The sequence below is a fragment of the Halomonas sp. HP20-15 genome (genome assembly GCF_033446685.1).
Taxonomy (GTDB): Bacteria; Pseudomonadota; Gammaproteobacteria; order Pseudomonadales; family Halomonadaceae; genus Modicisalibacter.
This window is the reverse complement of record NZ_JAWQLY010000002.1, coordinates 332,609-354,466: the sequence shown is the minus strand read 5'-3', so window position 1 is coordinate 354,466 and position 21,858 is coordinate 332,609. Positions and strand designations below refer to the sequence as shown.

The 21,858-nt window shown below is 66.4% G+C and carries 23 protein-coding genes; 11 read left to right on the top strand and 12 right to left on the bottom strand.

All coding sequences use genetic code 11. The features are described 5' to 3' along the window. Positions 1-94: 94 nt before the first annotated feature. Complete coding sequence (locus tag R6258_RS04040; protein ID WP_318447727.1) at positions 95-850, top strand: FKBP-type peptidyl-prolyl cis-trans isomerase; 756 nt, start codon at positions 95-97, stop codon at positions 848-850. 24 nt (positions 851-874) lie between these two features. On the opposite strand, the gene R6258_RS04035 is transcribed toward R6258_RS04040, so the two are convergent. Then, on the bottom strand, positions 875-1,129 hold the full coding sequence (locus R6258_RS04035; protein WP_318447725.1) for a hypothetical protein: 255 nt from the start codon (positions 1,127-1,129) through the stop codon (positions 875-877). A 139-nt stretch (positions 1,130-1,268) separates the two neighbouring features. Between R6258_RS04035 and R6258_RS04030 the strand changes: the two genes are divergently transcribed. Further along, positions 1,269-2,183 (top strand): AEC family transporter, encoded by a 915-nt coding sequence (locus R6258_RS04030; protein WP_318447723.1) that lies wholly within the window; start codon positions 1,269-1,271, stop codon positions 2,181-2,183. Positions 2,184-2,468: 285 nt separating this feature from the next. Here R6258_RS04030 and R6258_RS04025 read toward each other — a convergent pair whose 3' ends face one another. Beyond that, the gene (locus tag R6258_RS04025) at positions 2,469-3,377 is read right to left on the bottom strand and encodes a LysR family transcriptional regulator (RefSeq protein ID WP_318447721.1); all 909 of its coding nucleotides are present in this window, start codon (positions 3,375-3,377) and stop codon (positions 2,469-2,471) included. 91 nt (positions 3,378-3,468) lie between these two features. On the opposite strand from R6258_RS04025, the gene R6258_RS04020 reads away from it, so the two are divergent. Continuing rightward, complete coding sequence (locus tag R6258_RS04020) at positions 3,469-4,389, top strand: DMT family transporter (RefSeq protein ID WP_318447719.1); 921 nt, start codon at positions 3,469-3,471, stop codon at positions 4,387-4,389. Between the two features lie 23 nt (positions 4,390-4,412). Here R6258_RS04020 and trmB read toward each other — a convergent pair whose 3' ends face one another. The 4 genes from trmB to R6258_RS04000 form a co-directional block, all read right to left on the bottom strand. Further along, positions 4,413-5,144, bottom strand: coding sequence for a tRNA (guanosine(46)-N7)-methyltransferase TrmB (trmB, locus tag R6258_RS04015; RefSeq protein WP_318447717.1), 732 nt, complete (start codon positions 5,142-5,144; stop codon positions 4,413-4,415). Between the two features lie 58 nt (positions 5,145-5,202). After that, on the bottom strand, positions 5,203-6,000 hold the full coding sequence (locus R6258_RS04010) for a thiazole synthase (protein ID WP_318447715.1): 798 nt from the start codon (positions 5,998-6,000) through the stop codon (positions 5,203-5,205). Between the two features lie 56 nt (positions 6,001-6,056). Further along, positions 6,057-6,257, bottom strand: coding sequence for a sulfur carrier protein ThiS (gene thiS, locus R6258_RS04005; RefSeq protein ID WP_318447714.1), 201 nt, complete (start codon positions 6,255-6,257; stop codon positions 6,057-6,059). A 95-nt stretch (positions 6,258-6,352) separates the two neighbouring features. Beyond that, entirely contained in the window at positions 6,353-7,834 is a 1,482-nt protein-coding gene (locus tag R6258_RS04000; RefSeq protein WP_318447712.1) for a sodium:alanine symporter family protein, read from the bottom strand. Positions 7,835-8,043: 209 nt separating this feature from the next. On the opposite strand from R6258_RS04000, the gene R6258_RS03995 reads away from it, so the two are divergent. After that, entirely contained in the window at positions 8,044-8,427 is a 384-nt protein-coding gene (locus tag R6258_RS03995) for a DUF423 domain-containing protein (RefSeq protein WP_318447710.1), read from the top strand. Between the two features lies 1 nt (position 8,428). On the opposite strand, the gene R6258_RS03990 is transcribed toward R6258_RS03995, so the two are convergent. Both R6258_RS03990 and R6258_RS03985 read right to left on the bottom strand, forming a co-directional pair. Continuing rightward, positions 8,429-8,848 carry a PaaI family thioesterase gene (locus tag R6258_RS03990; RefSeq protein WP_318447708.1) on the bottom strand — a complete coding sequence of 140 codons (420 nt, stop codon included), beginning with the start codon at positions 8,846-8,848 and terminating at the stop codon, positions 8,429-8,431. A gap of 164 nt (positions 8,849-9,012) precedes the next feature. After that, the gene (locus tag R6258_RS03985; RefSeq protein ID WP_318447706.1) at positions 9,013-11,181 is read right to left on the bottom strand and encodes a malate synthase G; all 2,169 of its coding nucleotides are present in this window, start codon (positions 11,179-11,181) and stop codon (positions 9,013-9,015) included. A gap of 206 nt (positions 11,182-11,387) precedes the next feature. On the opposite strand from R6258_RS03985, the gene R6258_RS03980 reads away from it, so the two are divergent. The 4 genes from R6258_RS03980 (at position 11,388) to R6258_RS03965 (ending at position 15,174) form a co-directional block, all read left to right on the top strand. After that, entirely contained in the window at positions 11,388-12,368 is a 981-nt protein-coding gene (locus tag R6258_RS03980; protein WP_318447704.1) for an alpha/beta hydrolase, read from the top strand. Positions 12,369-12,370: 2 nt separating this feature from the next. Continuing rightward, the gene (locus R6258_RS03975) at positions 12,371-12,883 is read left to right on the top strand and encodes a hypothetical protein (RefSeq protein ID WP_318447702.1); all 513 of its coding nucleotides are present in this window, start codon (positions 12,371-12,373) and stop codon (positions 12,881-12,883) included. 169 nt (positions 12,884-13,052) lie between these two features. After that, a complete protein-coding gene (locus R6258_RS03970) occupies positions 13,053-14,156 on the top strand; it encodes an aminotransferase class I/II-fold pyridoxal phosphate-dependent enzyme (RefSeq protein WP_318447700.1) in 1,104 nt (367 codons plus the stop codon). Between the two features lie 4 nt (positions 14,157-14,160). Then, on the top strand, positions 14,161-15,174 hold the full coding sequence (locus tag R6258_RS03965; RefSeq protein ID WP_318447698.1) for a DUF4105 domain-containing protein: 1,014 nt from the start codon (positions 14,161-14,163) through the stop codon (positions 15,172-15,174). An 18-nt stretch (positions 15,175-15,192) separates the two neighbouring features. Here R6258_RS03965 and R6258_RS03960 read toward each other — a convergent pair whose 3' ends face one another. From R6258_RS03960 to R6258_RS03950, 3 genes are all read right to left on the bottom strand, one after another. After that, positions 15,193-16,248 (bottom strand): sodium:calcium antiporter, encoded by a 1,056-nt coding sequence (locus R6258_RS03960; protein ID WP_318447696.1) that lies wholly within the window; start codon positions 16,246-16,248, stop codon positions 15,193-15,195. 162 nt (positions 16,249-16,410) lie between these two features. Then, positions 16,411-17,964 carry a YifB family Mg chelatase-like AAA ATPase gene (locus R6258_RS03955; protein ID WP_318447694.1) on the bottom strand — a complete coding sequence of 518 codons (1,554 nt, stop codon included), beginning with the start codon at positions 17,962-17,964 and terminating at the stop codon, positions 16,411-16,413. A gap of 178 nt (positions 17,965-18,142) precedes the next feature. Further along, a complete protein-coding gene (locus tag R6258_RS03950; RefSeq protein ID WP_318447692.1) occupies positions 18,143-18,496 on the bottom strand; it encodes an accessory factor UbiK family protein in 354 nt (117 codons plus the stop codon). Between the two features lie 247 nt (positions 18,497-18,743). Here R6258_RS03950 and R6258_RS03945 point away from each other — a divergent pair, with 247 nt between their 5' ends. The 3 genes from R6258_RS03945 (at position 18,744) to R6258_RS03935 (ending at position 20,888) form a co-directional block, all read left to right on the top strand. Next, the gene (locus R6258_RS03945; protein ID WP_031384898.1) at positions 18,744-19,082 is read left to right on the top strand and encodes a P-II family nitrogen regulator; all 339 of its coding nucleotides are present in this window, start codon (positions 18,744-18,746) and stop codon (positions 19,080-19,082) included. A gap of 25 nt (positions 19,083-19,107) precedes the next feature. Then, positions 19,108-20,355, top strand: coding sequence for an ammonium transporter (locus R6258_RS03940; protein WP_318447689.1), 1,248 nt, complete (start codon positions 19,108-19,110; stop codon positions 20,353-20,355). Positions 20,356-20,549: 194 nt separating this feature from the next. Beyond that, complete coding sequence (locus R6258_RS03935; protein WP_136068168.1) at positions 20,550-20,888, top strand: P-II family nitrogen regulator; 339 nt, start codon at positions 20,550-20,552, stop codon at positions 20,886-20,888. A gap of 164 nt (positions 20,889-21,052) precedes the next feature. On the opposite strand, the gene R6258_RS03930 is transcribed toward R6258_RS03935, so the two are convergent. Further along, the gene (locus R6258_RS03930) at positions 21,053-21,829 is read right to left on the bottom strand and encodes a ferredoxin--NADP reductase (protein WP_318447685.1); all 777 of its coding nucleotides are present in this window, start codon (positions 21,827-21,829) and stop codon (positions 21,053-21,055) included. Between the last annotated feature and the right edge of the window lie 29 nt (positions 21,830-21,858).

Sequence of the window (21,858 nt, the reverse complement as noted above, 5' to 3'; positions counted from 1 at the left end):
CTGTTAGAGTCCTAATGACGGTTGGGCGTGCTGTGAGTCATCGCCCACCGAAAGACTTTCATCGCATGCCGAATCACGAAACCAAGGAGATTTCATGAAAACTCGGGTGACCGCCGTTGCCTTAACACTACTGGCAAGCGCGCCGTGGGCCCTAGCCGCCCCCCAGAGCGATCAGGAAAAGCTCAGCTACAGCATCGGCGTAACGCTCGGCCAGAGCCTCTCCCAGGATATTAAGGACCTGGATATCGACAGCTTCACCAAGGCCGTCGAGGACGTCTATGCCGGCAAAGACCTGCAGATGAGCAAGAAGGAGATGACCGAGGCGTTGACCAAGTTCCAGCAGCAGCAGAACGCCGAGCGTCAGAAGCTGGCCAAGCAGGCCGCCGAGCAGAACAAGGCCAAGAGCGAGGAGTTCCTCGCCGAGAACGCCAAGAAGGAAGGCGTCAAGGTCACCGACTCAGGCCTGCAGTACAAGGTGCTCGAGTCGGGTGACGGCACCTCGCCGGATGCCAACGATACCGTCAAGGTCAACTATGAAGGCAAGCTGATCGATGGCACCGTCTTCGACAGTTCCTACGAGCGCGGCGAGCCGGTCGAGTTCCGCGTCGACCAGGTCATTCCCGGTTGGCAGGAAGCGCTGAAGATGATGAGCGTCGGCGATACTTGGATGGTCTACCTGCCGTCCGACCTGGCCTACGGCCCGGCCGGCACCGGCGGCCCGATCGGCCCCAACCAGGCGCTGACCTTCAAGGTCGAGCTGCTCGACGTGACCAAGGCCGAAGCCAAAGCCGAGTCGAAGGCTTCAGACCAGAAAGAAGGCGACAAGAGCCAGAGCGACCAGAACGGCTAAGGCTTTCGAGAACGCCTAGCGATGCTAGCCATGAGAATGGCGCTCGCCCCCGCACGCCTGGCGTGCGGGGTTTTTTGTGCCCGCGTCCGGCGCGGCCTGGACAACACTCCGCGCGACGCGGCATGTCGTCTCCGAAGCGGCGGCCCGCGTGCCGTCCCCGGCGCGGCTCAGGTCGTAATGCAGCAGGTAGCCCAACGCGACGACGACCGTCGTCAACGTGACGACGATCAATAGATCGAGCAGCGGCGGGCGTGCATTGTCGGCGTCTTGGCGATGCATGGCGTGATTGGCAAGTCCATCCTGGCCGGAAAAATCGCGATAAGCTTAGCAGCTCGCCGGCACCGGCAGCCTGCGTAAGGATGTCGCATCCGCATCGCGACCGATCTTTGTGACCGCCCCCTGGGATAAGGAGAACTCGATGAGCAGCGTTCAAGGCGCCCTGGGCCCGCTGTTTCTGTTGATCCTGCTGGGTGCCCTGCTCGGCTGGCGACGCCTGCCCGGTGACGATTTCTGGACGCAGATGGAGCGCCTGATCTACTTCCTGCTGTTCCCCGCCATGCTGGTGTCCACACTGGCCACCGCCGATGTCTCCCAGGTTCCGGTGGGCCGCGTTGCCATCGTGCTGCTGGGCGCCATCGTCGGCTTCGCGGCCGTGCTGTGGTGGGTCCGCCCCGCGCTGGGGCTCGACGCGGCGGCGTTCACGTCGGTGTTCCAGGGCGCGTTGCGCTTCAATACCTACGTCGGCGTCGCCGGTGCGGCCGCTCTGCACGGCAGCGCCGGGGCGACGGTCGCCGCGGTGGCGGTGGCGCTGATGGTGCCCGTCGTCAACGTGCTGTGCGTGGCGTGCTTCATCGCCGCCGGCACCCTGGGCCCGTCGAGCCTCGCCAAGAGCTTCGCGGCACTGACCCGCAACCCGCTGATCCTGGCCTGTATCGCCGGCATCGCCCTCAATCTCTCGGGCATCGGTCTGCCAGGGTGGAGCGAACAGGCCGTCGCCCTGCTGGGCCGCGCCGCGCTGCCACTCGGCCTGGTTGCGGTGGGCGTGGCGCTGCGCCCGCGCGCGTTGACGCGCCTCGACCGTGGCGTGTGGAGCGCCAATCTGGTCAAGCTTTTGCTGATGCCGGCCCTGGTCTTGGCGCTGGCCTGGCTGACCGGGCTCGATCCGATCAGTCGCGACGTCGCACTGCTCTTCGCCGCCCTGCCCACCGCCACCTCGGCGTACATCCTGGCGCGCCAGCTGGGTGGCGACGCCGAATTGATGGCGGCGCTGATCACCGGCCAGACGCTGCTCGCCATGCTCAGCCTGCCGGCCTGGCTGACGCTGACCGGCTAGGCATCAATTCAGCGCGGCGTCTTATTGGAAATATTTCTCTTTTAGATTGACATCACAAATGAGAACCATTACCTTTTGATTGTGGCGTTTGCCAAAGCGCCACAGACCATCGCAGCGAATGTCAGGTTCCTGCCATGGTTATCTCCTCATCAAGCTAGTCACGGTCTTACAGCCGCCCTCCCCCGGGCGGCTTTTTTTGTGACGTCACCTTTTATGACACCCTTCCCGACGAGTCGTTTGCTTATCGAATCTTGTCTTCACGGTGTCGCCGTTGTGGGCGGCAACTCAGCGCAGCGCCTCCGCTCGCCATGGCCCACGCTCGAAAAGCCGCTCGCGCAGCAGTGCAGCCAATGCCTCGACGGCGGGGCGCGATGACTGCTCGATCTGCGTGGCGAGGTACAAGCGTGCCTCACAGGGCCGAAGTGCAGGCAGCCCTTCCGCTTCACCCAGTTCACGCATCGAGGGTGTCAGGCGCTGGCGGTCGATTACACCGATCGCCAATCCCGCCTCGATCGCTTTCTCGACTGCATGAATACTGGTGCTGGTAAACACCGCATGCCAGGGCTTGCCAATGACGTCCAGCGACTCCACCGCCAGGTCCCGATAAGGGCAATCGATAGAGTGCAACGCCAGCGGCAGGCTGAAGTGCTCGGTGAGTTGCCCCAGGCGTGGGCCGGCCCATACCGGTGAGGTCTGCCACAATGCTTCGCCACCAGGCAGGCGCTGCGGTCTGTCCAGCAGCACCGCCAGGGCCAGGTTGGAGTGGCTCAACTGGCGAGCCAACTCGCCACTGGTCGCGGTGAACGCCTCGAGCAAAACGTCAGGATGGCGCGCCATAAAATCGGGTAGTACATCGCCCAGCAGTTCACGCGCATAATCCTCGGGCAAGCCGAAACGCACCTTGCCACCCAGCCCGCGCCCGGTGAAGCGCGCCAACATGCCATCATGCAAGCGCAGCAATTCACGCGATTCGCGCAGTAACGACTCGCCCGCTGCGGTCGGTGTGACTCCGCGCGGGCCGCGCTCGAGCAGCCGGGTCTCCAGCACATCCTCGAGCCGCTTGAGCTGCATGCTGATCGCGCTGACGCTACGGTGACGCTGCTCGGCGGCGCCAGCCAACGAGCCTAGATGCGCCGCGGCCTGAAAGGTACGCAACAGCTCGAGATCGAGTGCGGCGACAGAGACTTCACTCATATTGAACCCTATGTGCAATATTATTCGATTTATTGAAGCCTGATGCTGCGCCACGCTCAAGCCCTGAATTCGCCTACACAGGGGAAAGCGCATGGCGGCATCGCTAGTGTCTTTGCTGGTCGCGTTGGGCTTTGTGGTGTGCTGGAGCTCGGGATTCATCGGCGGCCGGCTGGCAGCCGAGGTCGCCCTGCCGCCGATGGCGCTATTTGCCTGGCGCTTCGCGTTGGCCACGCTGCTGGCTGTCTTATGGTGGCGAATAGCGGGGACACGCTCAGCCGCGTGCCGCGGTCTATTCATCGAGGCGGGGATCGGTAGCCTGACCATGGGCGGGTACCTGCTCGGCGTGATGCTGGCCATCCAGGCCGGCGTCGGCACCAGTGTCACCGCCTTGATCACCGCGCTGCAGCCGCTACTGGCGGCGAGCCTGGCCAGCCTGGTGCTGAACGAACGCTCGGGCAGGCTGCGCTGGCTGGGCATGGCCATCGCCAGCGCGGGTGTCTTCCTGTGCGTCGCCGAAGATTTTGACACCCAGGGCGGTGCGGCATGGTGGGCCTATGGGCTGCCGCTACTGTCCGTCGTATCGGTGACGCTGGGCAGCGTACTCGCCGCACGCTACCCGACAACGTTGGCCATGGACGCCACCCTGACCGCCCAGTTGGCAGCGGCGACCGGTGTGTTCGCGGTCGCCGCGCTGATCGAGGGATACGGCCGGGTGCCGCTGCCGACGCTGGACTCGCCCACCCTGACGGCCATCGGCTGGCTGGTGCTCTTCTCCAGCCTCGGCGGTTACGGCTTCTTCGTCGCCTGCCTGCGCCGCTTCGGGGTCAACCTGACCTCGACACTGATTTATCTGACCCCGCCGGTGACGATGGCCTGGGCGGCGGCGATGTTCGGCGACACGCCGGGAGCGCTGGGTATACTCGGTATGCTGCTGGCCTCGGTCGGTGTCGGCATGGCGTTGATGAGAGCCGGCACGCGAGCGCCCCTCGTCGGCAACCGGCGCGCCTGCTGAACACGCACCAGCCCGACCGCCGCTCAGTCGCTGCGAGAAAAGATCAGGTCCCACACGCCATGCCCGAGCTTCGCGCCACGCTGCTCGAACTTGGTCAGCGGGCGGAACTCGGGGCGCGCCACGTAATCGCCCTCGTTCGCGGTGTTGCGATAACCGGGTGCGGCGGCCATGACCTCGGCCATGTACTCGGCATAGGCCTGCCAGTCGGTCGCCATGTGCAGCGTGCCGCCGGGCTTGAGCCGCGTGCGTACCAGCTCGACGAAGGCCGGCTGGACGATACGCCGCTTGTGATGCTTCTTCTTCGGCCAGGGGTCGGGAAAGAACAGTTGCAGGCCGTCGAGGCTGGCCTCGGGGATGCATCGCGACAGCACCTCCAGGGCGTCGTCGCGATAGACCCGCAGATTGCCTAGCTCACGCTTGTCGGCCTCGTCGAGCAGCTTGCCCACGCCCGGGGCGTGCACCTCGATGCCGATGAAGTCGGTCTTCGGATGGGCCTGCGCCTGTTCGATCAGCGAGGCGCCCATGCCAAAGCCGATCTCCACCACCCGCGGTGCGTGGCGCCCGAACAGCGCATCGAGATCCAACAGGCCATCGGCGACGCTCAGTCCAAGGCGCGGCCAGACCTCCTCGAGACCGCGGGTCTGGGCGGCGGTCATGCGCCCGGCACGCAGCACATAGCTCTTGATGCCACGCTGCGGGCGCGGGCCGTCGGATGCTGGGGTCTCGCTTTCGACGCTCAAACGGTTATCACTCATGCCACTCGCACTTGGATTGATCGCATTGGGATTGTATCGGGACAAGAACGCCGCGCGCTCAGGAGTTGATTCGCCCACTGGCGGGAGAGGATGCCTCGGCATGGCCACGACGCGGCATGCGCTCGGCGAGGAACGCCTCGCGGCCGGCCTCGATGGCCTTCTTCATGGCGCCGGCCATCACCACCGGGTGACGGGCATGAGCAATCGCCGAGTTCATCAGCACCCCGGCACAGCCCATCTCCATCGCCAGCGCCGCATCGGATGCGGTGCCGATGCCGGCGTCGACCAGCACCGGCACGCCGGCGTTCTCGACGATCAGCGCCAGGTTCGCCGGGTTGAGCAGGCCGTGGCCCGAGCCGATCAGCGAGCCCAGCGGCATCACCGCGCTGCAGCCGAGATTCTCGAGTTCCTTGGCGACGATCGGGTCGTCGCTGGTATAGACCATCACCTCGAAGCCGTCGCGGACCAGTTCGTCGGCGGCCTTGAGGGTCTCGACCACGTTGGGATAAAGCGTCTTGTCGTCGCCCAGCACCTCGAGCTTGACCAGCTTGTGGCCATCGAGCAGCTCGCGCGCCAGCTTGCAGGTGCGCACGGCGTCCTTGGCGGTATAACAGCCGGCGGTGTTGGGCAGCAGCGTGTAGCGCTCGGGCGACACGGCGTCGAGCAGGTTGGGCTCGCCGGGGCTCTGGCCCAGATTGGTACGGCGCACGGCGAAGGTGACAATCTCGGCACCGCTGGCGGCGACCGCCGCGGCGGTCTCGTCGAGGTCACGGTACTTGCCGGTGCCGACCAGCAGCCGCGAATGGAACGTACGTCCGGCGACCTGCCACGGCCGATCGAGTTGAAGATCCGTCATAATGACTCCGAGGAAATAGTGACTGCGACCATCGCGCCTGCCGCGCCGTACGGCAATCAACCGCCGCCGATGGCGTGTACCACCTCGACCCGGTCACCGTCGGCCAGCCGGGTCGCGGCGTGCTGGCTGCGCGGCACGATCGTTTCGTTGACTTCGACCGCAATGCGCCGCCCGGTCAGGCCCAGCGTCGTGACCAGATCGTCGATGGTCGGTTCACCGTCGAGCGTATGGCGCTGCCCATTGAGCTGAATCTGCATGGCGTCTCTGCGTCGGTGATCGAAAGCGTTAACGGCCCGTCATTAAGGACGGGCCGTCATTTTAACGCCAAACGTTGCCGCGAACACCCTCGGCGTCAGACATCGCGTGGCGGCCAGACGTCGCTGTCGACCTGCTCGGGCTTCTTGAGCACCTTGGGGTCGAACACCGGTTCGGCGATGCCCTCCCGGCGCTGGCGCTCGTAATCCTGGAGCACGCGGATGGCGATCGGCGACATGATCAGGATCGCGAACAGGTTGGTGGTCGCCATCAGCCCCATCGCCAGGTCGGCGAAGTGCCAGACGAACTCGAGCTTGGCCAGCGCGCCGATCATGGTCATCGCCAGTACCGCCCAGCGCAGCACGCTCACCGCCCGCTTGGCATGGCCGCGGAACAGATACTCGATATTCACCGCCGAAAACGAGAAGTTGGCGATGATCGAGGTATAGGCGAATAGCAGGATCGCTATGGCGATGAATATCTCGCCGAACATCCCCAGATGGTCGGCCATCGCATCCTGGGTCAGCTTGATGCCTTCGATCGAGTCGCCAGGCGAGTTGCTCAGCAGCGTTTCGTAGACGCCCGACAGCAGGATCGCCACCGCCGTGCAACTGCAGATCACCAGGGTATCGACGAACACCCCGAACGACTGCACCAGCCCCTGGGCGGCGGGATGCTTGACCGTCGCCTGCGCCGCGGCGTTGGGCGCCGAGCCCATGCCCGCCTCGTTGGAGAACAGCCCGCGCTTGATGCCGTTCTCCATCGCCGCCTTGATCGCGTAGCCGGCCGCGCCGCCGACCGCCGGGCCGAAGCCGAAGGCGCTCTTGACGATCAGCGCGAGCATCGCCGGCACTTCACTGATGTTGGCGAACAGGATCCACAGCGCGACCAGCAGATAGGCGATCGCCATCACCGGCACGATCATCTCCGCGGTGCGCGCCACCGCCTTGAGGCCGCCGAAGATCACCACCGCCACCACGCAAACCAGCACGATGCCGGTCAGCCAATGGGGGACGCCGAAGGCGCCGTTCATGCCCTGGGCGATGGTGTTGGACTGCGCGGCATTGAAGGCCAGGCCGTAGGCGATCAGCAGGAAGATCGCGAACAGCGCACCCAGCCAGCGCCAGCCCAGGCAACGCTCGATGTAATAGGCCGGGCCGCCGCGGAACACGCCATCCTCGTTGCGATGCTTGTAGGTCTGCGCCAGCGTCGATTCGACGAAGGAGGTGGCGAAGCCCACCAGCGCGGTCATCCACATCCAGAAGATCGCCCCCGGGCCACCGACCCACAGGGCAATCGCCACACCGGCCAGGTTGCCGGTACCGATCCGCGCCGCCAGCGAGGTGGCGAACGCCTGAAAGCCGCTGACTCCCTCGCCGGCGCCACGCGCCGAGACGGTGACCCGCGCCATGTGGCCGAACAGCCGGAACTGCATGCCCCGGGTGAGCACGGTGAACAGCAGCCCCGCCCCCAGCAGCAGATAAACCAGGATGTAGCTCCAGATGAAGTCGCTGATCGGCATCATGACCGCTTCGATACTGTCGCGCAGGGGCGCGACGAGCGACATTAGGGCTTCCATGGCGGCATTTCTCCTTGGCTGTTGTTGTCTCTTCGCGGTCGAGTCGCCGGGCAAATGGCTCGCCAGGCAGGCCGACGGGGCGGCATCATAGCGAGACACGCCGAGTGACGAAAGCCTCGGTGAGGCCTCGGCCCTCCCCAGGGCCGCCCCGAACGGTCTCCACCGTCCAATAGGACTCACTAAAACAGCGTAGTCAGGAGTGCCCAACCATGCCCCATCGCTTTGCCTGGATCGGCGTCGCGCTCAGCGGTTTGCTCAGCGTGGCCGCCGGCGCCTTCGGCGCGCACGGCCTGCAGGCTCACGCCTCGCCGCGCCTGCTCGAGGTCTTCGAGACCGCCGTGCGCTACCAGGCCTGGCACACCCTGGCGATGCTCGGGATATTGATCTGGCGAACCACCCAGCCGCTGCGCGGCCAGCGTCTGGTGCTGGCGCTGTGGGCCACGGGAACCCTGCTGTTCTCGGGTTCGCTGTATCTGCTGGTGCTGACCGGCGCCCGCTGGCTGGGGCCGGTCACGCCATTCGGCGGGTTACTGCTGATGGGCGGCTGGCTGGCGCTGGCCGTCTGCGCGGCGCGGGCGCGCCCCGCGACATGATTCAGTCGTCGTCCCGATCGGGCAGCACGTAGGTCGCCGTGACCAGCGCCACCGGCCGGTCATCGCCGGCCGAGAACAGCTCGACCTCGCCCACCGCCAGGCGCTGGCCCAGCTTGACCACCCGGGCATTGGCGATCAGGTCGCGATCGCCGCGGGCACGGCGCAGGAAGTGGCAGTTCAGATCGCTGGTCACCGCCATCGACTCGGGGCCGATCTGGGCGAGAATCGCCACGTACAAGCAGACGTCTGCCAATGACATCATGCTCGGCCCGGAAACGCAGGCGCCGGGGCGCAGATGCTCGTCCTCGATCGCCAGGCTCATGGTGGCGCGCATTTCGTCGACACCTTCGATGGTGCCCTGACGATGAGGAAACACCTCGTCGAGAAACTCCTCGATGGCGGCGGCGGTCATTACGGTCATGGCTCTCTCCTGGCGGGCTCGATGGCGCTCGGCGGTTGCGCCCAAGATAGCGCAAGCGCCCCGCGACGCACAGACCGCGAGCCGCGAGCCGCGAGCCGCGAGCCGCGAGCGCCAGGATAGCCCGTAGCCCGTAGCCCGTAGCCCGTAGCCCGTAGCCCGTAGCTTCAGTGTTTCGCCTTGTGCACCGCGCGCCAGTGGTGCAGCAGCGGCTCGGTGTAACCGGCCGGCTGCTCGCGCCCCTTGAAGATCAGGTCGGAGGCGGCCTGGAAGGCGCTGGAGTCGGCCAGGTGCGCAGTCATCGGCGTGTACTCCGGGTCGCCGGCGTTCTGATCGTCGACCACCTTGGCCATGCGCTCCAGGGTCTCGCGCACCTGGGCCTCGCTGACCACGCCGTGATACAGCCAATTGGCGATGTGCTGGCTGGAGATACGCAGCGTGGCGCGGTCCTCCATCAGGCCGACGTCGTGGATGTCGGGTACCTTCGAGCAGCCCACACCGTGTTCGACCCAGCGCACCACGTAGCCGAGAATGCCCTGGCAGTTGTTGTCGAGCTCCTGCTGGATCTCATCGCTTGCCCAGTCGGCCGATTCGACCACCGGCACCGTCAGCAGATCGTCGAGCAGGTCAGCTTCGCCCTGGCTTTCGAGTTCCTGCTGGATGGCGGCGACATCGATCTGATGATAATGCAGCGCATGCAGCACCGCGGCGGTCGGCGAGGGCACCCAGGCGGTATTGGCACCGGCCTTGGGATGGCCGACCTTCTGCTCGAGCATCGCCGCCATCTTGTCGGGCATCGCCCACATGCCCTTGCCGATCTGGGCGCGTCCGCGCAGACCGCAGGCCAGCCCGACCTGAACGTTGTTCTTCTCGTAGGCGGCGATCCACTTGGCGCCCTTCATGTCGCCCTTGCGCAGCATCGGCCCGGCTTCCATGGCGGTGTGCATCTCGTCGCCGGTGCGATCGAGGAAGCCGGTATTGATGAACGCCACCCGCGAGCGCGCCGCATCGATGCAGGCCTTGAGGTTGACGGTGGTACGCCGCTCCTCGTCCATGATGCCGATCTTCAGCGTGTCGCGGGCCATCCCCAGCACGTCCTCGACACGCGAGAACAGCTCGTTGGCGAACGCCACTTCCTGCGGGCCATGCATCTTGGGCTTGACGATGTAGACCGAGCCGGTGCGGCTGTTACCACCCTCGCGCTTGAGATCATGCAGCGCGATCAGGCTGGTCACCAGGCCGTCGAGAATGCCTTCGGGGATCTCGTTGCCGTCGCCGTCGAGTATCGCCGGAGTGGTCATCAGATGGCCGACGTTGCGCACGAACAGCAGCGAGCGTCCGGGCAGGCTCAGCTCGCTGCCGTCGGCCGCACGGTACTCGCGGTCCGGGTTGAGTCGGCGGGTGAAGGACTTGCCATTCTTGTCGATGGTCTCGGTAAGATCGCCGCGCATCAACCCCAGCCAGTTGGCGTAGACGCCGACCTTGTCCTTGGCATCGACCGCCGCCACCGAATCCTCGCAGTCCATGATGGTGGTCACCGCCGCCTCGAGTACCACGTCCTTGACATGTGCCGGGTCGGTCTTGCCGATGGCGTGCTCGGCGTCGAACTGGATCTCTAGGTGCAGGCCGTGGTTGGCGAGCAATATCGCCGTCGGCGCGGCGGCTTCGCCCTGGAAGCCGAGGAACTGGTCGGGGCGCTTGAGGCCGACATCCCGCCCGCCCTTGAGCGTCACCGTGAGATGACGGCCGCTGATGGTGTAGCGCTGTGCATCGCGATGCGAGCCCTCGGCCAGCGGCGCGGCCTGGTCGAGCACGTTGCGGGCGTAGCCGATGACCTTCTCGCCGCGCTTGGGGTTATAGCCGCTGCCCTTCTCGGCGCCGCCTTCCTCGCCGATCGCGTCGCTGCCGTAGAGCGCATCGTAGAGGCTGCCCCAGCGCGCGTTGGCGGCGTTGAGGGCGTAGCGGGCGTTGCTCATCGGCACCACCAACTGCGGGCCGGCCTGCACGGCGATGGCATCGTCAACATTGCGGGTGGTAGCCGCGACGTTCGCCGGCGGGTCGACCAGATAGCCGATCCGCTTCAGGAAGTCCCGGTAGGCGCCCAGATCGCGCACCGGCCCGGGATGGGCCTTGTGCCACGCATCCAGTTCGCCCTGCAGGCGCTCGCGTTCGGCGAGTAGTTCGCGGTTTTTGGGTGTCAGATCGTGAACCAGTGCATCGAGCCCGGCCCAGAAGGCCTCGGGATCGACCCCGCTACCGGGAAGCGCAGCCTCGTCGAGGAAGCGATCGAGTTCGGCGGCCACCTGGAGACGGTGGCGTGTGACGCGTTGAGTCATGGCAAGCTACCTCCTGCTGCACTGCATGAGCGTCAGCGCGGTGCGAGAAGCGCTCATGAAAGAAAATATGGAAATCCATTCCACATAATAGCCCAGAAAACCCCGGGAGGGGCAAGCGCTCGAGGAGCGTCATCGGTTAGCGACACATGGCCTGCACTGGTTCACAATCGACGCTAGCATGGAGGCGTATAAAACAAAGGAGCCCAATGAGCCAATTCGAACCCCTACAGGCCCTCGGACCGCTGGCCCGGGTAAGTGCATCGCCGCCTCGCGCGCTGAGCGACTACCTGGAGCACTATCGGCTGGCGCCGCTGCTCAGTCGTCGGGTCGGCCTCTACGCCGGCTTCGTCGACACCGAGCGCTACCGGCTGTGGGCACAGATCTGGACGCCCGAGCAACCGCGCGGCACGGCATTCGTCGTGCACGGTTACTTCGACCACCTGGGGCTCTACCGGCACCTGCTCGAGCGCCTGCTCGACCAGGGCTGGCGCGTGGTGCTGTGGGACCTGCCGGGCCACGGCCTGTCCAGCGGCGCGCGCGCGACCATCGACGACTTCGAGGACTATGGCGCCTGCCTGCAGGCCCTGCAGCGTCAACTCACCGACGAAGGCCTGGCGCCTCATCCGTGGGTGGGCATCGGCCAGAGTACCGGCGCGGCGATCCTCGCCACCGATGCGCTGGGTCGCGGTACGGCCTCGCCCTGGCAAGGCCTCGCGCTGCTCGCACCGCTGGTGAGACCGTGGGGCTGGCCGCAGTCGAGCTGGCTGCATCGCCTGGCCAGCCCGTTCATCCGCTCGATCCCGCGCACCTACCAGGCCAATTCCAACGATGCCGACTTCGCCGCCTTCCTGCGTGAAAGCGACCCACTGCAGCCCGACCGCCTGACGCTGACCTGGGTCACGGCGATGCGCCGTTGGATGAGCCACATGCTGGCGCTGCCGGCCAGCGATCTGCCGGTGCTGATTCTGCAGGGCGAGCAGGACCTGACCGTCGACTGGGCGTGGAATCTCGAGGTGCTAACCGGTAAGTTTCCGCGGGCGCGAGTGGTCCGCCATCCCGAGGCACGTCATCATCTGGTCAACGAGTCGGCCTTCATCCGCGAGCCGCTGTTCGACGAGCTCGACGCTTTTCTCGCCGGCTTCCACAGCGCCCCGGCCCCTGCCGATCACCCCACCACGACGCCCTGAACATGCCCCGATACGCATCGACGATTCATACCGCAGGATGGCTGATCGCGCTGCTGATCGCGCTGACCCTGAGCGGCTGCGCGAGCAACCCCGGCCCGCCCAAGACCGTCCGTCAGGCGCTCTATGGACTGGGCGAGCGAGCCGCCGAGACGGCCCTCGCCGCCCCCGTGTGGCAGGTGCCGGATGGCGAGCGCGTTCTGCTGCTGGCGCCCGCCGAAATCGATGCCGCACTGTCGATCGAACCCGCGCAGTTCGGCGAGACCCTGACCCGCGCCCTGCTGGCCGTCAATTCGGGCCCCCAGGTGCTCGACTGGACGCCGGACAGGGCCACTCGCGAAGCGCCGGACAACCAATGGTTGCTGGAAAGCCGCTTGATCGCCGAAGGACCGGCGCTGACGCTCTCCGATCGCCGGCTGCTGCCCTACCGGCTGGAACTCGCGTTGCGCCGGCCCGGCAATGCCGAGCCCCGCTGGCAGCAGACGCTCACCGGCGCACTCGACGCCTCGGCGCTATAGGAAGCGCCCGAAACCGCGCCAAACGCGCCCAAATCGTGCTCGAAATGCATCCGAAGCGCACCCACGGCGCTTTTGCCAGACCCGGGGCCGAGCGTCACAATGGGCCCAGCGAGAGCGCTTGTCCTCGCTCCATCACGCTCGCCCGTGCGTCCGCCAAAAAGGAACCGTCATGTCGCGTTATGCCCGCCATCTTGATCGCCAGGGACCGACCAACCCCTTCCCGGGCCTCAAGGCCCTCGAGCGCCGCCTGGGACGCCGCATCCCCCATCGCCTGGGTTCCAATGAAGGGCTCGACATGCCGCATCGGGCATTGACGGCGCGCTTTGGCGCCGAATTCGCCGAACTGGCACGCGCCTACGGCGACGCCGAGGCGTTCGGCGTCCGCCAACGCCTGAGCGATGCGCTGGGCACCCCGCTCGAGTCGCTGCTGGTCGACGCCGGCGCCGACAGCCTGATCGCATTGGCCTTGCGCGCCACCTGCGAGCCGGACAGTCCGGTGATCGCCAGCGCCGGCACCTACCCGACCTTCGGCTACTTCGCCGCGGGTCAGGGCTGTAGGATGAGCGAAGTCGCCTACCGGGATGCCCCGGGGCTGCTCGCCCCCGACCTGCAGGCGCTTGCCGAGCGGGCGCATCGCGAGAATGCGCGCCTCGTGTATCTGGCCAACCCCGACAACCCCGGCGGCCACCTGCACGACGACGACGCGGTGCTCGCCCTGCGCGAGGCCCTGCCCGAGGCCTGTACGCTGCTGCTCGACGAGGCCTATCACGACTTTCGCCGCGACGCCGAGGCGCCCGCGGCGGGTGCGGTGTGGCCCGGGGTGATCCGCCTGCGCACGTTCTCCAAGGCCCATGGGCTGGCGGGGCTGCGCATCGGCTACGCGATCGCCGAGCCCGAGGCCCTGACCATGCTGACCAAGGTACGCATCCACTATGCCGTCTCGTCGCTGGCGCTGGCCGCCGCCGAGACCGTGCTCGACCATCCCGACGAGACCCGCGACCACGTGGGTGCGGTCGTCGCCTGCCGCGAGCGCCTCGCCGAGCGGTTGCGCGGCCTGGGCGGCGACGTGCCGCCCAGCGACACCAATTTCATCGCCGTGCGCCTCGCCGATGCCGACCGGGCCGCCAGAATCCATCGCCAACTGCTCGATGCCGGCACGCTCGTCCATCGTCCCGCTCATCCCGCGCTCGGGCACGTGCTGCGCATCAGCACGCTCGCCGATGCCCTCGCGCCGGGACGACTCGACGCGCTGATCGCCGGGCTCGACGGCTGAGCGGATGTCGCTAGCCTGCCTGCTGTCGCTTGCCGGACGCTTGCTGCTGGCGCTGGTCGTCGCGCTGTCGGCGGGCTGGGCGTGTCTGGCCCTGTGGTTCCGCCTGCCGGGCTCCGAGGGGTTGCGAATCACCGCCGGCGCACTGTGGGGCCTGCTCGCCCTGGGCTGCTGCGTGGCGCTGTTCTATCCCCCGCCCCTGCGCTGGCGGGCACTGGCCGGCTACCTGCTGCTGTTCGTGGTGTTGGGGCTGTGGTGGCTGTCGATCCGGCCATCGGGCGAGCGCAACTGGGCGCCCGAGGTGGCCAGGCTGGTTTCCGGCGAGCGCCACGGCGACAGACTCACGCTGCATAACGTGCGCAACTTCGACTGGCAGACCCCCGAGCGCTATACCGAGCGCTGGGAAACCCGCAGCTACGACCTCGGCCAGTTGAGCTCGGTGGATCTGCTGGCGTCCTATTGGATGGGTCCGGCGATCGCCCACACGCTGGTCAGCTTCGGCTTTGCCGATGGCCGCCAGCTGAGCTTCTCGGTGGAGATCCGCAAGGAGCGTGGCGAGGCCTTCTCGACCCTGGGCGGGTTCTTCAAGTCCTACGAGGTCGCGGTGATCGCCGCCGACGAGCGCGACATCGTGCGCCTGCGCAGCAACGTACGCGGCGAACAGGTCTATCTCTACCGGGTCGCCATGCCGCCCGAGGTGCGCCGCGCACTACTGCTCGCCTATCTCGACGAAGCGCAATCGCTGCGCGAATCGCCGCGCTTCTACAACACCCTGACCAGCAACTGCACCACCTTGGTCTACGACATGATGACGCGAATCGTGGCGGGGCTGCCGCTCGACTATCGGTTGCTGCTGTCGGGCTACCTGCCGCAGTACGTCTACGATGTCGGCGCGCTGGCCGACCGCCTGTCGTTCGCCGACCTCAAGGCCCGCGGCTTGATCAACGAGCGCGCCCGGGCAACCGAGCGCAGTGACGACTTCTCCGCGCGCATTCGCGACGGCGTACCGTCACCGCGCTGAGCGGCGCAGCGCCGAGGCCTAGCCGGTCCGACCGCCGCCGCCGCCGAAGACCACCATGACCACGCCCGCGGTGTAACAGCCGATGATCGCCACGCTCTCGAAGCCGATGCCTCCGGGGCCCCGCTCCTGGCGGCGGAGCAGTCCGGTGATCAGGATGCCGGTCATCAGCAGCGCCAGGGCGACCCACAGCGATACCTCGTCGGGCACCGCGTGGTAGATCGAGCCGCCCCGGTAGGCGATATCCGAGACCGCCGCGAACAGGGTGTCGAAGGCATTGCCGCCGATGATTCCGGCCACCGCCAGGGTCAGCGCACCGCGCCGCACGGCGGCGATCGAGGTCACCAGTTCGGGCAGCGAGGTGGCGATCGAGGTCAGCAACACCCCCACCGCGACCTGGCTGAGCCCGGTCTCCTCGGCAATCACCGTGGCGCTGCGCTCGAGCAGCCAGCCGGTCACGCCGAGGACTGCCGCCATAAGCACGAAGGCCAGCCACAGCGAACCCAGCGAGCGTTGCAGGGCCTGCGAGTCGGGCTCGTCGAGCCGCGTCTCGTAGGTGCGCGACGGGCTCCACATGGGATTGCTCTCGGCACGGCGCACCAGGTGCAGGCCGAACAGGTAGCCACAGAACAACAGCGGCGTGATCGGATGCACCTGCCACAGCGTCCACTCCGGCGAGAAGCGCCCCACCAGCAGCAGTGCCAGCAGGCACAGCAGTAGCCCGCCCTGCATCAGGTTGCCGAGCGAAGCGGCGGCATGCTCGAGATTGGCGCGCCGGTGCACCACATCGGCGATGGTCAGGAACAGGGTCTGTACGGCGATGCCGCCCAGGGCGTTGCTCATCGCCAGCTCGGGTCGATCGGCCAGTGCCGCGGAGACCGACAGCACGATCCCCGATAGCGAAGTCGCCATGCCCAGCAATACGGCGCCGGCGATCGCCTCGCCGAGACCGGTGCGATCGGCCAGATCGTCGACGACCCGGGTCAGCCGTGTGCCCAGCACGCCGATGACCAGCGCGCAGCCAGCGAACAACCCCCAACTGGCTACCAGCGGTAACGATTGCAGCAGCTCGATCATCGCGCCGACCGCCCGCCGCAGTCAGTCGGCGTCGTGTTCGTCGCTGATCGGGTATCGCGTTCCTTGCCCATCGAGCCTCCTTGGCATTGGCGTGGCTGTCGTTTCACGACGGCGAAGACACCGGACATCTAAAAAGGGCCGTCCTGGCCCTTGTAGATCTTGTCAGCCGCCTTGCGACGGATATGAACTGCTCGCGGTGGCGGGCCGGTCCTGGCCGCTGCGCAGGCGATCGAGCTGACGGTAGCCGATCGCTTCGAGCAGCTGACTGCGCCCCAGATGCGGCTCGCCGGCAAGATCGGCCAGCGTCAACGCCACCCGCAGCACACGATGATAGGCCCGCGCCGAGAGCTTGAGTCGGGTCAGCACGTCGGCCAGCCAGGTGCGCTCGGCGTCGCTCAGCGCACAAGCCGTCTCGAGCTCGGGCCCCGGCAGGCGGGCATTGAGGAAGCCGCGTGCGCGTTGCCGCTCACGGGCCGCCAGCACCCGCTCGCGGACGCGCGCGGAGCTCTCGCCCCGGGTGTCGGCCGTGAGCTGGTCGGGCGGGATCGCCGGCACCTCGACCTGCAGGTCGATGCGGTCGAGCAACGGCCCGGAAAGCCGCCCTTGATAGCGCTGCACCTGAGCCGGGGTGCACACGCAGGTCTGGCGCGGGTCGCCCAAGTGCCCGCAGGGACACGGGTTCATCGCCGCGACCAACTGGAAACTGGCCGGAAAGCTGCGCTGCTGGCTGGCCCGGGCGATATGGATCTGCCCCGACTCCAGCGGCTCGCGCATCACCTCGAGCACGCTGCGATCGAATTGCGGCAGCTCGTCGAGGAACAAGACTCCCTGATGAGCCAGCGAGATCTCCCCGGGACGCGGCCGCGAACCGCCGCCGACCAGCGCCACGCCGCTGGCGGTGTGGTGCGGCGAGCGAAACGGGCGCTCGCCCCAGCGATCGAGCAGGTCGAGCCCGCACACCGAGCGGATCGCCGCGACCTCGAGCGCCTCGTCGCTCGACAGCGGCGGCAGGATGCCCGGCAGGCGGCTGGCGAGCATGGTCTTGCCGGTTCCCGGCGGGCCTGAAAAAAGCAGGTTGTGACCACCCGCCGCCGCAACCTCCAGCGCCCGGCGCGCCTGATACTGGCCACGCACGTCGGCCAGGTCGGCCAGCGGTTGCTCGGGCAGCGCGGGCGTCGTCACCCGGTGCGGTGCAAGTCGGGCCTGGCCCAGCAGATGGGCGACGACCTGGGACAGATGCTCGGCGGGCAGCACCTGCAGGTCGCCGGCCAGCGCGGCCTCGTCAGCGTTGCCCGCCGCGACCAGCAGGCCGCGCCCCTGCGCCTTGACCGCCAGCGCCGCCGGCAGTACTCCGGTGACCGGGCGCAGCCGGCCGTCGAGGGCCAACTCGCCGAGACATTCCACCCCCTCGAGGGCGGCGGCCGGAATCTGCTCGGAGGCCACCAGGATGCCCAATGCAATGGGCAGATCGAAACGCCCGCCCTCCTTGGGCAGATCGGCCGGCGCCAGGTTGATGGTGATGCGTCGTGTGGTGGGAAATTCGAAACCGGCATTGAGCAGCGCACTGCGCACCCGCTCGCGACTCTCGCGGACCGCGGTTTCCGGCAGACCGACCAGCGTCATGCCCGGCAGGCCATTGGACAGGTGGACCTCGACCAGCACTTCGGGCGCATCCAGCCCCAGTCCCGCACGCGTGGTGATGATGGCTAATGCCATGGCGGCTCCTTGCCCGGCGGTTGCTCAAGCGAAGCCGCACGCCATAGCCCCTTTACATACGGAAACTTAGCGGCCCCGCGCCCCGTTTTCTGTTCATGACTGTTTATCGATACAGGACTAGTGATACAGATCGCCACGGGGACTGCAAGTCTCGAGATCAACGCAAGGGGGGCCAGCGCTATGTCCGCTTGGACGACGAGGCGTCGGTATCTTCGGCGGGCGCCGTGTCCTCCGGCGGCGCTGCCGTGTCGGCCGCGACCATCGCCGGCGAGCCCGGCGCGCCGGCATTGTCGTCGAGACTGGCCTCGAGCGCGGCGACCTGCTTTTCCAGCGACTCGACCCGGGCGCGGGTGCGCTGGAGGACATCCATCAGGATGTCGAAATCCTCGCGAGTCACCAACTCCATGCGATCGAAGGCTCCACGCATCACGTTGTGCACGTTGCGCTGGATCTCTTCGGGCGCGTGAGAAGCATCCTGAAGGCGCTCACCCAGCTGCTGGGCGAGACGGCTGATCCGTTCGTTACTGATCATCGACCCACTCCTTGTTGAGATTCTCTCCAGCATACGCAAGGCGATTCGACAACGCATGCCCCGTTATGGCGCATCGCCGCTGCATCGGTGCACCAAAATAGCGATCCGCGCCGCAGCATGGCTGCCCAAGGCCATTCAGCCCTCCCCGAAATACAATCCATGACCTTGAAATAAATGACAAAAACACGGACTGGCATGACTCGCGCTTAATGGGTTTCAGGCGCAAGCCGACAACGGGAGACAAGGGATGAAACTCATCACCGCCATTATCAAGCCATTCAAACTCGACGACGTCCGGGAGGCACTGGCCGACAACGGTGTCCAGGGCATCACCGTGACCGAGGTCAAGGGTTTCGGTCGCCAGAAGGGCCATACCGAACTCTACCGGGGTGCCGAGTACGTGGTCGATTTCCTGCCCAAGGTGAAAATCGAGATCGCGGTCGACGACAGCCGCGTGGAAGGCGTGCTCGAAGCCGTCAGCCAGGCCGCCAACAGCGGCAAGATCGGCGATGGCAAGCTGTTCGTCACGCCGCTTGAAGACGTCATTCGTATTCGCACCGGCGAACGCGGGGCCGACGCCGTTTGAGGCGCGGACTTAGGAGACTATAACGATGACAGAGCTCAATTACGCGCTCGACACATTCTACTTCCTCATCTGCGGCGTGCTGGTCATGTGGATGGCCGCGGGCTTCGCGATGCTGGAAGCGGGTTTGGTACGCTCGAAGAACACCGCAGAAATTCTGACCAAGAACGTCGTCCTGTTCGCCATCGCCTGCACCATGTATCTGGCGATCGGCTACTACATCATGTATTCGAGCAGCGCCGGCGGCTTCCTGCCCAGCCTCGGCTTCCTGATCGGCAGCGAGAACGGCGTCGATGCGGTCCTCAGTGGTGGCGACGACGCGCCCTACTACTCGGCGCGTGCCGACTTCTTCTTCCAGGTGGTGTTCGTGGCGACCGCCATGTCCATCGTTTCGGGCGCCGTCGCCGAGCGCATGAAGCTGTGGGCATTCCTGGCCTTCGCCGTGGTGATGACCGCGTTCATCTACCCCATCGAGGGCTACTGGACCTGGGGCGGCGGCTGGCTCTCCGAGCTGGGCTATTCCGACTACGCCGGCTCCGGCATCGTCCACCTGGCCGGCGCTGCCGCCGCACTGGCCGGCGTGCTGGTGCTCGGCCCGCGCAAGGGCAAGTACGGCAAGAACGGCGCCATCTACGCCATCCCCGGCGCCAACATGCCGCTGGCCGCGCTGGGTACCTTCATCCTGTGGATGGGCTGGTTCGGCTTCAACGGCGGCTCCGAACTGAAGGTCTCCGACGTCGCTTCCGCCAACAACGTGGCCCAGGTGCTGCTCAACACCAATGCCGCCGCCGCCGGTGGCGTCATCGCCGCGCTGATCCTGGCCAAGATCTGGTTCCGCAAGGCCGACCTGACCATGGCGCTCAACGGCGCGATCGCCGGCCTGGTCGCCATCACCGCCGACCCGCTGTCACCGACCGGCCTGGGCGCGACCCTGATCGGGGCCATCGGCGGCCTGCTGGTCGTGGCCGCGATCGTCATGCTCGACAAGATCCGCATCGACGACCCGGTGGGCGCCATCTCGGCGCACGGCGTGGCCGGCATCTGGGGCGTGATGGTCGTGCCCTTCAACAACGGCGACGCCTCCTTCGGCGCGCAGTTGATCGGCGCGATCGGCATCTTCGCCTGGGTCTTCATCGCCAGCCTGGTCGTATGGCTGATCATCAAGGCGATCATGGGCGTGCGGGTTACCGAAGAGGAAGAATACGAAGGCGTCGACCTGGCCGAATGCGGCCTCGAGGCCTACCCCGAGTTTACCGCCGGCGGCGGCAACAAGTGAGCGTGTCCGGGCTCAGCAAGCGGCCCTGGCGCAACGAGTGAGCTGGCGTGCTCCCCTGGCCCCCTTCGGGGGGTCTTTTTTTATTCCTATAGCGAGCGGTGTATGCTTGAGAGCAAAGCAACCGACGCAAACCGGGGCCGCGATGCCGTCAGGCGCGCGACGATACCCGCACCCTAGCTGCGAGGAGTATGAGCATGAAACTGGTGACCGCCATCATCAAGCCATTCAAGCTGGACGATGTCCGTGAATCGCTGTCCGAAATCGGCGTTCAGGGCATCACCGTGACCGAGGTCAAGGGCTTTGGTCGCCAGAAGGGTCACACCGAGCTGTATCGCGGTGCGGAATACGTGGTCGACTTCCTGCCCAAGGTCAAGCTGGAAGTCGCCGTCGACGACGCCATGGCCGAGCAGGTCATCGAAGCCATCACCCAGGTTTCCAATACCGGCAAGATCGGCGACGGCAAGATCTTCGTCTCGCCGCTCGAACAGGTCATCCGCATTCGTACCGGCGAAACCGGCAAGGATGCGGTCTAAAGCCGCGAGCCGCGAGCCGCGAGCCGCGAGCCGCGAAAATCAGGCTGTCACCCTTGAGCGAGAAGATGCCAGCGACGATATCGTCGCTGGCATCTTTCCGTTCGGCGCTAGAAACCGGCGTGCGGTTTTGCGCGAAGTCCGTAGCTCGCGACTCGTGGCTAGGGTTACTTTTCGACGAACGCCCGCTCGATCACGTAGTCGCCGGGCTCGCCCATGCGCGGCGAGATCTTGAACCCCAGGTCGTCGAGCAGCGCGCTGGTCTCGTCGAGCATCGCCGGACTGCCGCAGATCATCGCCCGGTCCTGCTTGGGGTCGAGCGGCGGCAGGCCGGTATCCTCGGCGAGCTTGCCGCTACGGATATGGTCGGTGAGCCGGCCCATGGTATGGAACTCCTCGCGGGTCACCGTGGGGTAGTAGACCAGCTTCTCGCTGATCTCCTCGCCGAGGTATTCGTGCGCCGGCAGCTCCTTGCCGATGAAGTCCGCATAGGCAAGCTCGCTGACGCTACGCACGCCGTGGATCAGCACGATCTTGTCGAAGCGCTCATACGCTTCCGGATCCTGAATCAGGCTCATGAACGGCGCCAGGCCGGTGCCGGTAGACAGCATGTAAAGGTTGCGACCCGGCAGCAGGTCGTCGGTGACCAGCGTCCCGGTCGGCTTGCGGCTGACCATGATCTGGTCGCCTACCTGGAGGTGCTGCAGGCGCGAGGTCAGCGGGCCGTCGGGCACCTTGATGCTGAAGAACTCGAGATGGTCCTCGTAATTGGGACTGGCGATCGAGTAGGCGCGCATCAGCGGCTTGCCGGCGACTTCCAGGCCGATCATCACGAATTGCCCGTTCTTGAAGCGCAGGCTGCGTTCACGCGTGGTGCGAAAGCTGAACAGGGTGTCGTTCCAGTGATGGACACTCAGCACTTCTTCCAGGGCAAACTTGCTCATCAAAGCCTCCAAGGCTATTCCATAATCGC

Bases quoted from the DNA above. Each gene is read 5' to 3' on its own strand.
- R6258_RS03970 (WP_318447700.1), top strand. From the start codon at position 13,053: ATGTCGCGTTATGCCCGCCATCTTGATCGCCAGGGACCGACCAACCCC.
- R6258_RS03965 (WP_318447698.1), top strand. From the start codon at position 14,161: ATGTCGCTAGCCTGCCTGCTGTCGCTTGCCGGACGCTTGCTGCTGGCG.
- trmB (WP_318447717.1), bottom strand. From the start codon at position 5,144: ATGAGTGATAACCGTTTGAGCGTCGAAAGCGAGACCCCAGCATCCGAC.
- R6258_RS03960 (WP_318447696.1), bottom strand. From the start codon at position 16,248: ATGATCGAGCTGCTGCAATCGTTACCGCTGGTAGCCAGTTGGGGGTTG.
- R6258_RS04035 (WP_318447725.1), bottom strand. From the start codon at position 1,129: ATGCATCGCCAAGACGCCGACAATGCACGCCCGCCGCTGCTCGATCTA.
- R6258_RS03985 (WP_318447706.1), bottom strand. From the start codon at position 11,181: ATGACTCAACGCGTCACACGCCACCGTCTCCAGGTGGCCGCCGAACTC.
- R6258_RS03950 (WP_318447692.1), bottom strand. From the start codon at position 18,496: ATGATCAGTAACGAACGGATCAGCCGTCTCGCCCAGCAGCTGGGTGAG.
- R6258_RS03940 (WP_318447689.1), top strand. From the start codon at position 19,108: ATGACAGAGCTCAATTACGCGCTCGACACATTCTACTTCCTCATCTGC.
- R6258_RS04025 (WP_318447721.1), bottom strand. From the start codon at position 3,377: ATGAGTGAAGTCTCTGTCGCCGCACTCGATCTCGAGCTGTTGCGTACC.
- thiS (WP_318447714.1), bottom strand. From the start codon at position 6,257: ATGCAGATTCAGCTCAATGGGCAGCGCCATACGCTCGACGGTGAACCG.
- R6258_RS03980 (WP_318447704.1), top strand. From the start codon at position 11,388: ATGAGCCAATTCGAACCCCTACAGGCCCTCGGACCGCTGGCCCGGGTA.
- R6258_RS04040 (WP_318447727.1), top strand. From the start codon at position 95: ATGAAAACTCGGGTGACCGCCGTTGCCTTAACACTACTGGCAAGCGCG.
- R6258_RS04030 (WP_318447723.1), top strand. From the start codon at position 1,269: ATGAGCAGCGTTCAAGGCGCCCTGGGCCCGCTGTTTCTGTTGATCCTG.
- R6258_RS03935 (WP_136068168.1), top strand. From the start codon at position 20,550: ATGAAACTGGTGACCGCCATCATCAAGCCATTCAAGCTGGACGATGTC.
- R6258_RS04020 (WP_318447719.1), top strand. From the start codon at position 3,469: ATGGCGGCATCGCTAGTGTCTTTGCTGGTCGCGTTGGGCTTTGTGGTG.
- R6258_RS03995 (WP_318447710.1), top strand. From the start codon at position 8,044: ATGCCCCATCGCTTTGCCTGGATCGGCGTCGCGCTCAGCGGTTTGCTC.
- R6258_RS03945 (WP_031384898.1), top strand. From the start codon at position 18,744: ATGAAACTCATCACCGCCATTATCAAGCCATTCAAACTCGACGACGTC.
- R6258_RS03955 (WP_318447694.1), bottom strand. From the start codon at position 17,964: ATGGCATTAGCCATCATCACCACGCGTGCGGGACTGGGGCTGGATGCG.
- R6258_RS03975 (WP_318447702.1), top strand. From the start codon at position 12,371: ATGCCCCGATACGCATCGACGATTCATACCGCAGGATGGCTGATCGCG.
- R6258_RS03990 (WP_318447708.1), bottom strand. From the start codon at position 8,848: ATGACCGTAATGACCGCCGCCGCCATCGAGGAGTTTCTCGACGAGGTG.
- R6258_RS03930 (WP_318447685.1), bottom strand. From the start codon at position 21,829: ATGAGCAAGTTTGCCCTGGAAGAAGTGCTGAGTGTCCATCACTGGAAC.
- R6258_RS04000 (WP_318447712.1), bottom strand. From the start codon at position 7,834: ATGGAAGCCCTAATGTCGCTCGTCGCGCCCCTGCGCGACAGTATCGAA.
- R6258_RS04010 (WP_318447715.1), bottom strand. From the start codon at position 6,000: ATGACGGATCTTCAACTCGATCGGCCGTGGCAGGTCGCCGGACGTACG.